This window comes from Mucilaginibacter phyllosphaerae, from assembly GCF_004378255.1.
GTDB lineage: Bacteria > Bacteroidota > Bacteroidia > Sphingobacteriales > Sphingobacteriaceae > Mucilaginibacter > Mucilaginibacter phyllosphaerae.
In genome coordinates this window covers 388,964-404,499 of record NZ_SNQG01000002.1, presented here as the reverse complement: position 1 = coordinate 404,499, position 15,536 = coordinate 388,964, and the positions used below count along the sequence as shown (strand labels likewise).

The following is a 15,536-nucleotide window of genomic DNA, read 5'->3' as shown; positions in this document are numbered from 1 at the left end:
GGGTTAAAAGTTATAGGCAATGCCCAGGTTTACAAAGCCGTTATCCTTAAAATAAGGCACCTGCTGCGGGAATGGCGTAACAATAAGCGCCTGGTTAAATTCGCCCGTCATGCGGCGCACATAGTCGCCCTTAATGGCAATACCACGGATGGGCTTATAGGTAAACCCGCCCACGATGTAATGCTTTTCGTTCGCCTTATTCTCTAACCCGTTTGATGGTATTTTGGCGTTAAGGTTAAGGTATTCATACCGGCCAAATATTACAAAGGCCTTTTCGCCCTTATTGGTGGGGTATAATATATCGTAGCCCAGTTCGGCGTAACCGCCATACATGGTTTGAGGGGTATTGTTGGCAAAGGCCCGGTTAATATCGGCCGCATTTTTAATATTTACAATAGTGGCAATGGCCCGCACGCTTATACCCGATTTATTGTACTGCGCGTTTATTTCGCCCAGCGTAACCGGGTTGCCAAATGCGCCCGAGTTGAGCTGCAGGCTATCGGCCACGCGCTGTTCTTTAGCGGTAGAACCACCAATATAGCCCGATGCCTGGATCCTGAAATCGTTAATATAATAAAGCAATGCCGCATTCAGCCCCAGGTTTAGGCCGTTGGCAGCCTGCCCCAGCTGCCTGCCGCCGCCAATGCCGGTTGCGCTGTTAAACCCTTCAGAATTTAAGCCGTTTGTTAAGGCCACACTATAGTTTAAGCCCGGTATGCGGGTAAACTGCCCGTAAAGGCCCACACCAACTTCCCGCCAGGTAGACGGGATGATCTGCTCTTCCAGAAAAGGCCTGTCTACCCCGTTAAAGGTGGTAGGTAAATGGTTCTCGTTGATAAAGCCTATCCTGGGTACAAATAAACCGGCTACCAGGTAGGTATTTGGGTTAAGGTTAAACTTTAAAAACGCCTGTTCCATCGAAATTTCGCCCAGGCCGCTGCTGTTGCCGCCATTGGCTACCAGGGCATCTTCTACCTCTAACTCGGTAAACAGGGATATTTTGTTGCTGAATTTATGGCCCAGAAATAATACCACACGCTTTAAACTGGCCTCGGCGCTTTTACGTTTAGTATCTATACCGTATTTGGCTTCGCCATACCCCGATATTACTGTTGCCTGTTGCTTGTAGATGAGCCCGGCCGCAAGCGAATCTTCCTGGGTTAATACCTGTGCGGATACCCTGGAAACGTAAAAGCCTGATAATAAAACTATAAGGAGCGTAAAATTTTTTAATTGCATAGCCTGAATTTGCCCGCAAATATATGTTCTTATTTAGATTAAATATGATTAAAGATAAAAATCATTAGAAATTTATTAGAAACAGGGAATGATCCTTACAGATAATGTGAACCGGGATGCTTATTATTGGACATGAAACATGCCGCATTGATATTGCTATTATTATTTACGTTAAAGGGTTATACGCAAACTTACAGCAGCCAGCTGGCGGCGTACCGCGAACAGTACAAAGCCGATTTTTTAAGTGACAGCCACTCGCCCCTTAAAGAAGCAGACCTGAAAAATCTGCAATTTTTTGATGCCGACAGCACCTATCGTGTAACTGCCCGGATGGAACTGCTGATGAACGAAAGTACCTTCCAGATGCCTACCTTTAGCGGCGCCAAAAAAGAATACATCAGGTTTGCCAGAATAACCTTCAAACTATCGGGCAAGCCGCAGCAGTTATATATCTACAGAAATATATCTTTATTTAAACGCCCCGGATTTGAAGATTATTTGTTTTTGCCATTTACAGATGACACCAACGGCACCGAAACCTATGGCGGCGGCCGTTACCTGGACCTGAAAGTTACCGACATCAAAAACGGCACGATCGTGATAGATTTCAATAAAGCTTACAATCCCTACTGCGCTTACAGCGAAGGCTACCAATGCCCTATGCCGCCTCCAGAAAACAACTTAGAGGGGCGAATAAGGGTCGGCGAAAAGTCTTTTAAGGGCGAAAAAAGGTGATTATTTGTCTACGTTTTTAACCGATAGATCAGACCCTTGTTGCCTCAAAAATAAACCAGGCATTAAGTATAATGTAAGTGCCCAACAACACCTGGGCGGCTATAAAATCAAATCGTTTGGCCTTGTCCACCTTATCGCGCTTAATAAGCCTTAACGAGTAGGATGTACCGATGATAACCGAAAGGATAAACAATAGTGTGAGCCCGTGCAGGGTATCTACCAGGGTAAATGTGGTAGATTCGGGCAGTGCCGAATCTACGATGTACTTGTTACCAATAACAGCAAACAAGGCACCCACGCTTAGGCCAAAACGCGAGTCGATGCTATCTGTATGGATGTAAAAACACATGTAGGCTATCAAAAAGGCCACATACATCCCTAAAAACATTTTCCAAAACAGGCCCATGGCATTCCGGTTAATGGTTAGCCAAACTTTAAAATTGCTGTATTCGGTGTGTGGTTTGGCCATACTTTCGTCGCCAAAGGCCGTTTCATATTTTTTGATACCCGTTGATATATCCAGGCTGTCTATATTCCATCCCCGCAGGGTAAAACGCGGGTCGAAATGTTTGCCCAGGGTATCCGCAGCAAATACCAGCGATTTAGAATCGAACTGCGAATTTTCGATAGAGAACCGGAGCTTTTGCTGATCGAACGGAAAGTTATCTATCGCCCAGGAGTCCTTCATCACGCATTGCAGCTTCATCAATATATAGATCCTGTTATCGCTCGAATCAACCGTAGAGTAAGATTGGGTAACCGTTTTTGCCTGCGGCACTTCCAGGTTGTGCAAAAAATCAAACTTTTTATTCTTGTACTTTAGCCACAACCAAAGGCTAACGGTGTATTCTTTATCCTTAAAATTAATATCGTGTATGCTGGTAATGTAAATGCCGGCGCGCACAGTATCCGGCTTTTTTGCCTGTGCATTTGCTGCCTGCGTAAACAGGATGGCGATAAAAGTAAATGCTAAATATAAACGTTTAACCATGTGCATGCCTTGTGTGATATTTGATAAACGAGTTAAAAATAAACATTTTGTTTGAATAGTATTACTTTAGCCCAGCCGATGGAAAACTACAGCGTTGTTATATTTATGCTTATTGTAATGATAGGCCTTTCGGCTGTTGCCGACAAGATAAAACTGCCCTATCCTGTTTTACTTATTATGGGCGGCATCGGCGTGGGTTTTATCCCTTCTATGCCAAAAATTGAGCTGAATCCCGAGATCATCTTCCTGATATTTTTGCCACCGCTGCTGTATGATGCCGCTTTTAACATTTCTTTTAAAACATTTAAAACCAACATCAGCACTATCGGCACTTTGGCTGTTACACTGGTATTTTTAACCGCAACGGGCATTGCCGTGTTTGCGCGTTACGTTATCCCGGGCATGACCTGGCCGCTGGCCTTTGTGCTGGGTGCCATTTTATCTGCAACAGATGCTGTAGCCGCCATGAGCATTACCAAGGGGCTTGGCCTCTCGCACAATACCAACACCATACTGGAGGGCGAAAGCCTGGTGAACGATGCATCGGCACTGGTAGCTTATCGTTTAGCGGTTGCCGCAGTAACCGGTACTGCCTTTGTATTGTGGAAAGCAACCCTGCAATTTGCCATACTGATGGCAGGCGGCATGCTGGTTGGTTTTGTAATGGGCAAGATCCTATCATGGATAATAGCCCGTATTCATCAAAACAGCATGGGCACTATTAGCTTTATGCTGCTGATGCCCTTTGTAACCTACCTGCTGGCCGAAGATCTGCATGTATCTGGTGTTATTGCGGTAGTGATACTGGGCTTAAGCATCGCCCGTTTCAGCCAGAATATCTTTCCTGAAGATCTAAAAAAGCAATCCAAATCTATCTGGGATATTATCATTTTTATGCTAAACGGATTGATATTTATTTTGATAGGCCTGCAGTTTCCGTTTGTTCTTAAACACATCCAAAGCAACCTGATATGGCCTTATATAGGTTATGCCTTCGGCATTACCGTTATTGCGTTGCTGCTGCGCATGGCGCGCGTTTTTTTGCAAAAGTTTAACTTACAGCAGGCTTTTAACAAAGGCAGGCATAAAGTAACACAGGAAGCGCTGCTTGATTTTAAAAACAGTTTGATCATCGGCTGGTCGGGTATGCGGGGCATTGTATCGTTAGCTATCGCGATAGGCTTACCTGTAACACTTGCAGATGGCAGTCCCTTCCCGCAGCGTAATGCCATTATCTTTATTTCGGTAGTGGTGGTACTGTTCACCCTGATAGGCCAGGGATTGAGCCTGCCCTGGCTGGTGAAGAAACTTAAACAGGATTAACAAGGGCCAAATAATTCATTCTTAAGCTTTATGATAAAATTCATTTCATGACAAAGCCCCGCATTTTTACGGAGCTTTGTCATGATTTATGGATATTGGAACCGATCGATCTGATACTATCGCCAGCCACCACCTAATGCTTTGTATAAATTAACGGCAGCCTGCAGTTGCTGCAAACGGTCGCTAACGCCGCTTAACTGGGCGGCAAGTAAGCTTTGCTCGGATGTTAAAACATCGGTGTAGTTGGTAGACGAGTTATAACGCAGTAATTCATTGGTATAACTTACCGATTTTTCTAACGCTGCAATTTGTTTGGCCCTCAGATCATGCTTGGCAACTGCGGTTTGGTAAGCATATAAGGCGTTAGATACCTCCTGCCCTGCGGTTAGCAGCTTTTGCTGAAATGTATTAAAGGCCTCCAGCTGCTGTGCCTGCGCAATACGGTAACGGGCTTTATTTTGCCCTTTGTTAAATATTGGCTGCGTTAGCCCGCCCACCAGGTTATAAAAAACAGAGTTATTAAAAAAGTTTTTTAGCTGTAAGCTTGATAAACCGCCGCTTGCAGTAATACTAAACGTTGGGTAAAAGTAAGAGTGCGCCACATTGGTGTTTTCAAATGCAGACCGAAACGCATACTCTGATTCCTGCACATCCGGGCGGTTGCTTAACAGCTGGGCAGAAAGCCCGGTGCTTAATTGGGTTACCGGCACCTGGCCGGCAAGCGTAGCCCTTTTGATTGGGCCGGGCGCGCGGGCCAGCAATATGCATAAAGCGTTTTCTGTTTCGCGGATACTTTGTTTAAGATCGGGGATAGACACTTCTGCTGCGTAGCGATTGGCTTCACTTTGTACTACCGCTGCACCGTTAACAATAGCACCTTCCTTAAGGTCTTTCATGGTGGCTACGTCCTTTATCCTGTTTTTTACCGTTTCTTCGGTTATCTGCAATTGCTGATCATACGAGAGCAGGTTATAGTAATTGTTGGCAATATCAGCTATCAGCTGTGTTTGCACGGCACGTTTAGCTGCGTCGCTTTGTAAAAAATTGGCTAATGCCTGGCGCTTTAAACTGCTTAACTGCCCCCAAACGTTTACCTCCCAGCTTGCATTTAACGATGCCTGGTAAGTAACGGTATTTAAGTTGATACCTATACCTGCAGGGAAATTTAAAGCCGCCTGCGATGATTTGGCTTTTGTGGCCTGTAAACTTACATCAAGAGATGGCAGATAAGCCATTTTACTGGATTGCAGGGTAGCTGCCGATTCTGCTATTTTAAGTACGGCTGTTTTCAGGTCGAGATTATTGTTGATACCTTCCTGTATCAAACCCTGTAAAATAGTATCTGCAAACAGCGTTCTCCAGGGCAGGCTGGCCATAGTTGTGGTATCTGCCCCTGAGCTGTCGCGATACAAGCTTCCGGCTTTTAAATTATCCGGGCGTTTATAGGTTTGGGTTACTTTGCAGGATGCCAGGGCTAACAAGCCGGCTAATCCTAAAGTGATATATGCTTTATTTATTGTTTTCATGATTGATCTATATTAGGTGGTTGGCTGGCCTGTAACTTCGCTCTCGGCATCTGTTGGCTTCCCGGTTACTTTTTCTTGCAGGGCCTGGAAAATGACGAACAATACCGGGATCACGAACACCCCGAACAAGGTGCCTATCAGCATCCCACCAACGGCGCCCGTACCAATAGACCGGTTGCCTATGGCACCCGCGCCCGATGCAAACATCAGTGGCATCAAACCCAGAATAAATGCGAAGGAAGTCATTAAAATAGGCCTTAAACGGGCAATCGCCCCTTCAATGGCAGCTTCTATTATGCCCAGGCCGTGCTTGCGCCTGGCAACCGCAAATTCTACTATCAGGATGGCATTTTTGGCCAGTAAGCCGAGTAGCATAATCAGGGTGATCTGTAAATAGATGTTGTTTTGCACCCCGAATATTTTGGCAAAAATGAATGCACCGGCCAAACCTATCGGCAGCGAAAGCAATACGGCAAAAGGCAGAATATAGCTCTCGTACTGTGCACTTAATAAAAAGTAAACAAATATTAAGCACAGCATAAATATATAAATGGTTTGGCTGCCGCTGGATAACTCTTCGCGGGTTAGGCCCGAATATTCGTAGCTGTAGCCTGCCGGTAAAGTTTGTGCCGCCACCTCGTCAATTGCCTTAATGGCATCACCAGAGCTGTAGCCAGGCTTTGGCGAACCCTGCACGGCTATAGCTGTAAACAGGTTAAAACGGTTGATCGCTTCGGGGCCGTAAACCCGTTTAAGGCTTACAAATTCAGATATCGGGGCCATCGTGTTGCCGGCATTCCTTACATAAATATTGTTCAGGCTTTCGGGTGTTGCCCGGTAGCTATTATCGGCCTGTATCATTACCCTGTATTGTTTGCCAAACTCGTTAAAATTTGAGGCATACAAACCGCCATAATAGCCCTGCAGTGTGCCCAACACGGTATTTACACTTAAACCGGCCGCCTTGGTTTTGGCCACGTCAACATCAACCTGGTATTGCGGAAAATTGGTATTGAACGAAGTAGCTGCATACAAAACTTCGGGCCGCTGATTTAGTGCCGCCAAAAACTTACCGCTCACCGCACTAAATTTACTGACATCGCCACCCGTTTTATCCTGTAATTGAAATTCAAAGCCACTGCTGGTACCAAAGCCCTGCAAAGTTGGCGGTGCAAAGAAAATTATCTGTGCGTTTTTGATGCCGGCTGTCATCCCGAAAAGTTTCCCGGTAAGGCTGTTCAGGTCCTGCCCTTTGCCGCCACGCTTGTCCCAGGGCTTTAGTTTAACCACGATCATGCCGTAGGAGCCGCCCGCACCTGCAATAAAATTTTGGCCGGTAATACGTAAAGTGGTTTGCACTTCGGGCAGTTTACGAATAATGGCATCTACCTCTTCGGTTACTACTGCTGTGCGCTCTAATGATGAGCCGGCAGGCAAGCTGATGTTACCAAACAGTACGCCCTGGTCCTCATTAGGTACAAAGCTTGTTGCAGTAGTTTTTAACAGGAAATAAAATATGGCAGCAAAAACAACAATACCCAAACCGGCCAGCCATTTTTTACCAATTAAAAAACTAACCGATCTTTTGTATTTATGGGTTACGGTTTCAAACGAGGTGTTAAAGGCATCGTAAAAACGCTGCAGGTAGGTAGTTTTATGCTTCTCATCTGTTACGTGGGGTTTTAAAAACAACGCACATAAAGCAGGGCTTAATGTTAATGCATTAACTGCCGATATAATAATTGCTATAGCCAGTGTTAAACCAAATTGCTTGTAGAACACCCCTGCCGAACCGCTGATAAACGATACCGGGACAAACACCGCCGCCATTACCAGGGTAATAGAAACGATGGCCCCGCTGATATCATTCATGGCTTCTATCGTTGCGCCCTTGGCAGATTTGGCACCTGCATCCAGCTTGGCGTGCACGGCCTCTACTACTACAATGGCATCATCTACCACAATACCAATGGCCAGCACCAGGGCAAACAGTGTAAGCAGGTTAATTGTAAACCCAAACAGGTTTAAAAAGAAGAAAGTGCCCACAATGGCTACCGGCACGGCAATGGCCGGGATAAGGGTGGATCTGAAATCCTGCAAGAAGATAAACACCACAATAAATACCAGGATAAAAGCTTCTATCAGGGTGTGGATCACTTTTTCGATAGAAGCATCCAAAAAGTCGTTTGCATTGAGCAGGGATGTGTATTTTACGCCCGGAGGAAAGTTTTTAGATGAAGCCTCGATGGTTTTTTCCAGTTGTTTGATCAGTTCGTTGGCGTTTGAGCCTGCGGTTTGATAAATGGAGATACCGATAGATGCCTTACCATTTGTTTTACTGCTGCCCGAGTAAGTTTGCGAGCCCAACTCCACACGGGCTACATCTTTTAAACGCAAAACCTGCCCGCCGGTGGTAGCCCGGATAACGATGTTATTAAACTCGGTAACCGATTTAAGGCGGCCCTTATACTTGATAGTGTACTGAAAAGACTGGCCGCTGTTTTCGCCAAATTTACCGGGAGCTGCCTCCACGTTCTGCTCGGCCAGAGCTGTATTAATATCATCCGGAATAAGGCCGTAAGTGGCCATTACATCGGGCTTTAACCAGATGCGCATAGAGTAATCGCGTGTGCCAAATACGCTGGCATCACCTACACCGCTAATACGCTTTATTTGCGGCAGCAGGTTTATATTGGCATAGTTTTGCAGAAAGGTCTGGTCGAATGATTTGTTATCACTGTAGATAGAAAATATCATTGCCATACTGCTTTGGCGCTTACTGGTAGTAACACCCGCCTTGGTTACCTCGGCCGGCAACAGGCTGTTAGCTTTTGATACCCGGTTTTGTACGTTCACCGCTGCCAGATCGGGGTCGGTACCCAGTTTAAAATAAACGGTAATAGATGCTGTACCGTCGTTATTTGCGGTAGAGGTCATGTAGGTCATGTTCTCTACGCCGTTTATCTGCTCTTCCAGCGGCACAATTACGCTGCTCATCACCACATCGGCATTGGCACCCTGGTACGAAGCAGATACTTGTACAGTTGGGGGTGCAATTTCGGGGTATTGAGAGATAGGCAGCGAGGTAAGCCCCAGCACACCCAGTATAACTATTATGACCGATATAACGGTTGAGAGAACCGGCCGTTCTATGAATTTACGTAACATAATGTTGGTTGTTGTGAATGTTAAAATATCGTTACTTCAGGTCCTCGTAAACTTTATCGGCGGCCATGGCTTCAGGCTTTATTTTGGCAGCATCCTTAAGAGAAATATTGCCATCGTAAACCACGCGGTCGCCAACTTTAAGTCCGCCCGTTACTACGTAGTACTGCCCGGCGGCAAGCTCCATAATTTTCACTTCCACGCTTTTAACCACGTCGGTTTTATCAACTACGTAAACAAAATGCTTACCCTGCAATTCATAGGCAGAACGCTGCGGAATTAATATACCATCCTTAACCTGCTGCGGGATGCGCACGGTAGCGCTGCCCCCGCTGCGCAGTAAGCCTACAGGGTTTGGGAAAGCGGCACGGAAACTGGCCGAACCAGTTTCGGTATCAATTAAGCCCGCGATGGTTTCGATCCTGCCTTGTTCCGAATATGCAGATCCGTCTGACAGGATAAGCGACACGGCAGGTGTATTGGCTATTTTTTGTTTAATCGTATTCCCCTTTACCGTTCTGGAAAATTCCAGCAACTGTTTTTCATTCAACGAGAAATAAGCATACACTTTACCAATGTTTGATACCGTAGTTAGCGGGTTAGTAGTGGTACCGGTTACCAGGCTCCCTATTTTATAAGGTATGGAGCCGATAACACCGTTAACCGGGCTGGTAATGGTGGTATAACCTAAATTAGTTTTGGCATTTGCCAGGGTTGTACGTGCCTGGGCCAAAGCCGCTATCTTGGTGTTCAGTGTAAACACATCTGTTTCCAGTTCGTAATGGCTGATGATATCCTTTTCAACAAGGGGTTTGGTTTTATTAACCTGCAGGCGGGCGCTGTTTACATCGGCCTCGGCGCTGTTGATGGCAGCTGCTGCGTTGTTTACATCCTGCCGGTATTGCGGCGCATTCAGTTTAAAAAGCAATTGGCCTTTTTTCACTACCGAACCTTCATCTACGTAAATAGCTTCCACATAACCATCAACTTTCGGGCGGATCTCTATATTCTGTACGCCTTGTATGGTGGCCGGATAGTCGGTATTTAAGGTTGCATTTTGTGCCGATACAGTAAACACCGGATAGCCTGCCGGCGGTTGTGCAGCACCCGGCGCGCCAGGTGCCCCTGCCTGCTGTTGCGACCCGCCGCAAGCTGCCAGGAATAAAGTAAACGTACTTGCAATAGCAAGATATTTGGGGATTTGCGTTTTCATTTGTTATTGTTTTAATTGAGTTTTTGTAATTTGAATATATTTAATACTGACTTAAAAGTTTGACATAAGCGTCAGTTTTTGAGCAAAAAAATTTAAATGAACAGCAGTTCTAAAATCATTTTCTTCCGCTCCTGCATCAGCTGCTCAAACTTAGCATCAGGAATTTCCAGCATATGTTTAAACAAGGGGCGTGTAAGTAAAGGATAAGCTATTAATGAGAAAAGATTAAGTACAAAGTTAATGGGTAGCATTTTGCGTACTTCACCCATATCCATTGCCTGCTTTATTTCTTTAAAAAAAGGTTCGAGTGCTGCCGAATGCCTATCATCAGGCATAACAAAAGATTGTGAGTTGATCTCGCTGATCATAAATGATTCTTTGTAGGGATACTTGTTCAGTTCTATAAAAAAAACGTCTATAAATGTTACAACCTTTTTTTTAAAGGGCATTGAAGAAAGCAACACTTCATCCAGCCTGCGTTTCGTATCATCCATAGCTTCCTTAAAAACCAGTTTAAACAGGGCATCCTTAGACCGGAAATAATAATTGATAACCGTGCGCGCCACGCCGGCTGCATCGGCTATATCCTGGGTGGTGGCGTTAAATTTACCTTCGGCAAAAAATATACGCATAGCGGTATCTTTAATCAACTGCTCGGTACCTGTATCTCTGATAGCCATTTTAACTTACTTATTTGTTTGACATTTTAGTCAGACAAATATAAAGCCGAAATATTTAATTACTTGTCATACAAATAACATTTTAATGGATGTAGGTGATCTCTCCGGAATACTTACCGCTGTGTAGATCTGTTACATACCGGCCAGCTATTTTTTTAAGGTCTCCTTTTTCATTGTTTAAATAAAAATCAGCCAACTTATCTTCGGCATTTAATTTAAGCTGGGCGGTAACTCCTTTGGGCACATCTACAGTAAACTTCATCCCGGTTTTTGTTTTTACCCAGTTAACGGCAACTTTACCAAATTCTGTTATTACAACACCGTTAGCATACTTCAGGCTACCTAATCTGGGGTCAATTATTATCTTTTTATTCCACACCGGCCCGTCCGTCCTCACCCCTAAAACATACGAACTGAAAAAGTAAGCCGGTAATATCCCATAGATATGCACTTTACTTCCATCTTCATAATAATGTTCCCAGGCGGTTTGCCAGTCATGATCCAGCATAAGCTTCCACCTTTCGCGAATCATATCCAGGATCTTTTCATCTGTTTGATTACTCCCCTCTGCATACATCTGTTTAAAACTGTAGTAATAGGTCATAAAACAATACGGCTTGTCCCATTTACCATTCAAAAACCGCTTTACGCTATCTAAGCGCGCAGCCGGTACTACCTGCTGGTCAACAGCAAAAATGGCGGCCTCAAATGTTGGCTCGGCGTAACCGTTTGTAAAGCTTACCTGCTTTCGCTTGTCCGACAGAATTTTTTTCGCCAACAGTTTTTTAGCAGCATCCTCATCATCTACATAAGCGCTGTAATAGGTTCCGCTGGTTTTATCCCATAAATGTTTGTTAATCGCCGCCCTTAGTTTTTCAGCCTCACCCGCAAAAAATACCGCTTCTTTATTTTGCCCTATTTCTTTCCCAAGGTATGCAGCATCTGCAAGCGCTTTATATATAAATGAGTTTAAACCCGTGCCCTCGCAAACCAGGTAACATAAAGGGTTACTGGATACCTCCCACTCGCGGGCTTTAACTAATCCGCGCTCTGTACGGCGTGCCAAAAACCAGTTTAACTGCTTTGTTACGGGCAGCCATACTTCCTTAATAAAGGCTTTATCACCCGTGCTTTCATAATATCTTCTTACACCTTCAACCCAATCGCACGTACGGTCTTCCATGTAGCCGTGAATATCCCATCTGTCTGAGCAGGTATGGGCTTTAACCCGGCCATCAGGCTGCTGGCTTAATGCGGTACGGCGCAGCATTTCTTTTAACAAACGGGCGTCGGCATACATTTTTTTACCGTTAAGATCCGGGCCTTGCATCGTGGTACGGGTTACATCAAAGGCAGGCGGGTCGCAATCCATCCATTCCACGCGTTCGCGGTCGGCACAATCATCATAAGCATCTTCACTCAATATCTGTAACGACCGGGTAAGCCTGTCCCAAATTTTATTGAGCATCGGGTCGCTGCTTTCAAAGCTTCCTACGCGTTTAAAAGGGTACACCCTTTCAACCATTTTAAGCTGGTTTAACTTAATGTTGCCGCTTTCTGCGTATATAATAAAATGTTTTATGCCGTAAGTATCAAAACTTGTGTAATGCTGTACACCGCTGCGTGTGGTGTAAGAATTATTCAGTTCGCCATCTTTATCAAACATGCGTAAAACAGCCCCGGGCTCACTATCCAGATCTGCACTTACATAGGCCTGGGAATAATCAGGCAGGCTTACTTTAAGCGTATCGCCTTTTTTTATGGTTAACGGCAGCTGCCCGGCTGCAGGCTTACCATTAATGATCAAATTACCGATCACCGTTTCCTGCTGAAAGGGAAGCTCCTGCTTGTGGAGCGGTGCAAAATTCTGCAGGTTTTTAACCATAACCGCATTCGCCCATTTTTGATCGTTAAAAATGCCGGAAGTATATCCGGCAGGCATTTTACGGGCGTCTACATTCTCGCGGATAGAAGACCAGGCAAACGGGCGGGTTAAATAAGATTGTTCTGTGGCCGCCTTCCAACCGGCATCCGTTTTTATTTGCCTGCCTTTTGCACCGTCAGGTTCTATCAGCGCGGTAAAACCAGCCTCGTGGGCCATAATTTGCCCCGTGTGGTCAAACCGGTGTACAATAACAGCAATGGTATTATTACCTTTTTTTAAATAAGATGATATGTTGATGCTGGCATAGCCCGGCCCCTTATTTTCGAAACGTACAGGCCCGCGCATTAAATATTTACCATTAATAAAAACAGCGAAACGGTTATAGGCAAACATGTTAAGCGTTGCAGAAGCATTTATAGCAGCAAGCTTAAAGTTTTTCCTGAAAACTACATGCAGATCCCCCCTTTTTGTAGTATCCTGCACATTCCAGATATAGTTTTTATCAAGAATCCTTGACACCCTGTCTTGCGCGCCAGCAAACAGCGAAGCAGTGAGCAGCAATGACACTATGCCTGCATAGGCTACTCTGAAATTAGGTTTGTACATGCTTTTGTTTAAGTTGATGCTGTAGGTATCTGCTAATTATTCATCAAAAAACAATGCGGCGCGATGCAGATCTTAAGCTGATTATCAAAATCAAATATAAATCAGCATAAAGAAAAAAGCACGACTAAAATGACATATCACTTGTATAAAATGACATAAAAACAGGCAGTTAAGCGCACCAAACGATCAGGCAAATACCGCAGACCGGTTAATCTGCTGGTTATTCATTGCCTTTGCCAGCAGATCAATAGCCGCAAGTTTCTTCTCGAATAGATGCCACATCATAAAAACAACAACTTCGGTTGTTTTAAACTTTGCACAAAGCGCTGCTATTTGTAGCGCACAGCTTTGCGCATCGCCAAATACGTTGATCTGGAAATCTGACTGAACAGATTCTATCCATTCTTTTTGTGCCATAGCTTCCGCATGTGTTGCTGCACAAATTACCGAGATAGCAATGTTAGATAAAGCCTGCGTGCGCCCAATACCGGGTAAAAAAGATGAGCCATAGGCCAATGGCACCTCTGCATCCTGCAGGCTAAAGCGGTGAAATAACGAATAAGAGAACGCACAGCTATTTTTTGCGGCAAGCAGCGCCGAGTTTTTCCCGGTGCCCATTACCCAAGTTGTATTGCCCGGCTTTATTACCGGGGTTGCGCCTTTGCAAAAAATATCATTTTCGGCAAACTCATTATGAAGGTAGCTGTGCAGTTCTTTCAGTTTGGGTTCAAATCTTTGTGATATTTCTGCCATGGTTAGCTTTTCGCCATTAACTAAAGCATGCCTCATGGTATCTGATGCCGGGGATGCAGAGCAGATGCCATAATCAATACGGCCCGGAAAAATGGCTTCTAAAACGCGGTAGTCCTCGGCTATCTGCAATGCCGGATATAAACCTAATAATATGGCTGCGGTGCCCAACCTGATGTGGCTTGTTGCCGAACCCAAATAAGGAATAACCAGTGCAGGGCGGGTCCAGGCGTAGTGGGTATCATGGTGCTCGCTCAGCCAATACCTGGTGTAACCTGCGGCTTCTGCCTTTTGCACACAGTACCAAGTTTCGGTTAATATTTCGTGAGCGCTTTTGCCGGGCGTAATAAAGCCTGTATCTAAAATACCTAAAGTAATTGGCGAAGATCTATAATCCATAACCCGCCTCCAACTTTTCACCCGGATTGATGGCGCTATACGTATTCCAAAAAACAACACGCCTGCTGTGCAGCAAAGGGTTTTTAAAAACGGCCAGTGTTTTCCCGGTATAGGTGATCTCTGTTCTGAAACTGCCGTGCTGCTGCACATCACCCATCGCAGCCGATGCAAGCGGATTGATCTCGCCATAACCCGGCCCGGCATAATCATTCAGCCATAATAATTCGCCCCATTGCACCTCATCCTTAAACCCGGCCTTGCGCAAAAGTGCTAAACCTTTTTTGGCTGTTGTTTTAAGTTTAGCAGCACTTGTCCAGGTCATGGGCACCATTCTTACAGCAACCAGCCTCACCGGGAATTTAAGGATAGAAAAACCCAGATACAGGCCGGCAGCTGTGGCGCATGTACCGGTTGGCACAACAATATCCTGCGGCATCGGTAAAATACCTTCTTTTACCTGCCTCACAAATTCAAATGCGGCATCAACAAGGGCTATAACACCGTAGGCGCTGTTCCCGCCGGCCGGGATCCAATAGGGTAACTTACCGGGGAAACCATTTAACCGGGTTTTTAAATAAGCCGACGGTATGTTGATGTAATGCTTGCACCTGATGGTGCTTGCACCGGCCTGCTCATACATTTCTTTATAATGATCAATCTCTTGATGCGCGGGCTGGGGCGCAAGCACACCCAGGCTGCGATAGCCCAAAGCTTTTGCAAAAGCGCTTATCCCTAAAAACTGGTGACTAACATAGGGCCCCATGGATGCTACCGCATCTTTTTTTTGCGCCTGCGCACGTGCAAAAAAATATTCGAGCATCCGCGCCTTGCTCCCTCCATAAATATCGCAAACCAGGTCGTCTCTTTTCACATGAAGTGATTGAAGAGACCATAGGGCGGCTAATTCTTTTTCTTCTTTTACCGGGCTCGGAAGCTGCAGAATATCTAACGGCTGCACAATTGAGCTTAAGCCGGGCATATGCTTAAAAAGTGCCCTTTTGCCGGTTAATGTTTGCGTTTCCAT

11 protein-coding genes are annotated in these 15,536 nt (G+C 45.2%); 2 read left to right on the top strand and 9 right to left on the bottom strand.

Going from position 1 to position 15,536, the window contains the following annotated elements; all coding sequences use genetic code 11:
• Window positions 1-3: 3 nt before the first annotated feature.
• Entirely contained in the window at window positions 4-1,239 is a 1,236-nt protein-coding gene (locus E2R65_RS06600) for a hypothetical protein (RefSeq protein WP_134335693.1), read from the bottom strand.
• 132 nt (window positions 1,240-1,371) lie between these two features.
• On the opposite strand from E2R65_RS06600, the gene E2R65_RS06595 reads away from it, so the two are divergent.
• Entirely contained in the window at window positions 1,372-1,974 is a 603-nt protein-coding gene (locus E2R65_RS06595; RefSeq protein ID WP_134335692.1) for a DUF1684 domain-containing protein, read from the top strand.
• Between the two features lie 28 nt (window positions 1,975-2,002).
• On the opposite strand, the gene E2R65_RS06590 is transcribed toward E2R65_RS06595, so the two are convergent.
• Window positions 2,003-2,965 (bottom strand): hypothetical protein, encoded by a 963-nt coding sequence (locus tag E2R65_RS06590; protein ID WP_134335691.1) that lies wholly within the window; start codon window positions 2,963-2,965, stop codon window positions 2,003-2,005.
• Between the two features lie 78 nt (window positions 2,966-3,043).
• Between E2R65_RS06590 and E2R65_RS06585 the strand changes: the two genes are divergently transcribed.
• A complete protein-coding gene (locus E2R65_RS06585; RefSeq protein WP_134335690.1) occupies window positions 3,044-4,288 on the top strand; it encodes a Na+/H+ antiporter in 1,245 nt (414 codons plus the stop codon).
• Window positions 4,289-4,404: 116 nt separating this feature from the next.
• Here the strand turns inward: E2R65_RS06585 and E2R65_RS06580 are convergent, their stop codons facing one another.
• The 7 genes from E2R65_RS06580 to E2R65_RS06550 form a co-directional block, all read right to left on the bottom strand.
• Window positions 4,405-5,814, bottom strand: a complete 1,410-nt coding sequence (locus tag E2R65_RS06580) for an efflux transporter outer membrane subunit (RefSeq protein WP_134335689.1) — start codon at window positions 5,812-5,814, stop codon at window positions 4,405-4,407.
• A gap of 12 nt (window positions 5,815-5,826) precedes the next feature.
• Window positions 5,827-8,982, bottom strand: coding sequence for an efflux RND transporter permease subunit (locus tag E2R65_RS06575; protein WP_134335688.1), 3,156 nt, complete (start codon window positions 8,980-8,982; stop codon window positions 5,827-5,829).
• A 31-nt stretch (window positions 8,983-9,013) separates the two neighbouring features.
• Window positions 9,014-10,192 carry an efflux RND transporter periplasmic adaptor subunit gene (locus tag E2R65_RS06570; protein WP_134335687.1) on the bottom strand — a complete coding sequence of 393 codons (1,179 nt, stop codon included), beginning with the start codon at window positions 10,190-10,192 and terminating at the stop codon, window positions 9,014-9,016.
• Between the two features lie 92 nt (window positions 10,193-10,284).
• Window positions 10,285-10,872, bottom strand: coding sequence for a TetR/AcrR family transcriptional regulator (locus E2R65_RS06565; protein ID WP_134335686.1), 588 nt, complete (start codon window positions 10,870-10,872; stop codon window positions 10,285-10,287).
• 82 nt (window positions 10,873-10,954) lie between these two features.
• Window positions 10,955-13,363, bottom strand: coding sequence for an alpha-L-rhamnosidase-related protein (locus E2R65_RS06560; RefSeq protein ID WP_134335685.1), 2,409 nt, complete (start codon window positions 13,361-13,363; stop codon window positions 10,955-10,957).
• Between the two features lie 186 nt (window positions 13,364-13,549).
• Window positions 13,550-14,512 carry an LLM class flavin-dependent oxidoreductase gene (locus E2R65_RS06555; RefSeq protein ID WP_158285229.1) on the bottom strand — a complete coding sequence of 321 codons (963 nt, stop codon included), beginning with the start codon at window positions 14,510-14,512 and terminating at the stop codon, window positions 13,550-13,552.
• Complete coding sequence (locus E2R65_RS06550) at window positions 14,502-15,536, bottom strand: pyridoxal-phosphate dependent enzyme (protein WP_134335683.1); 1,035 nt, start codon at window positions 15,534-15,536, stop codon at window positions 14,502-14,504. The genes E2R65_RS06555 and E2R65_RS06550 overlap by 11 nt, the downstream gene beginning before the upstream one ends.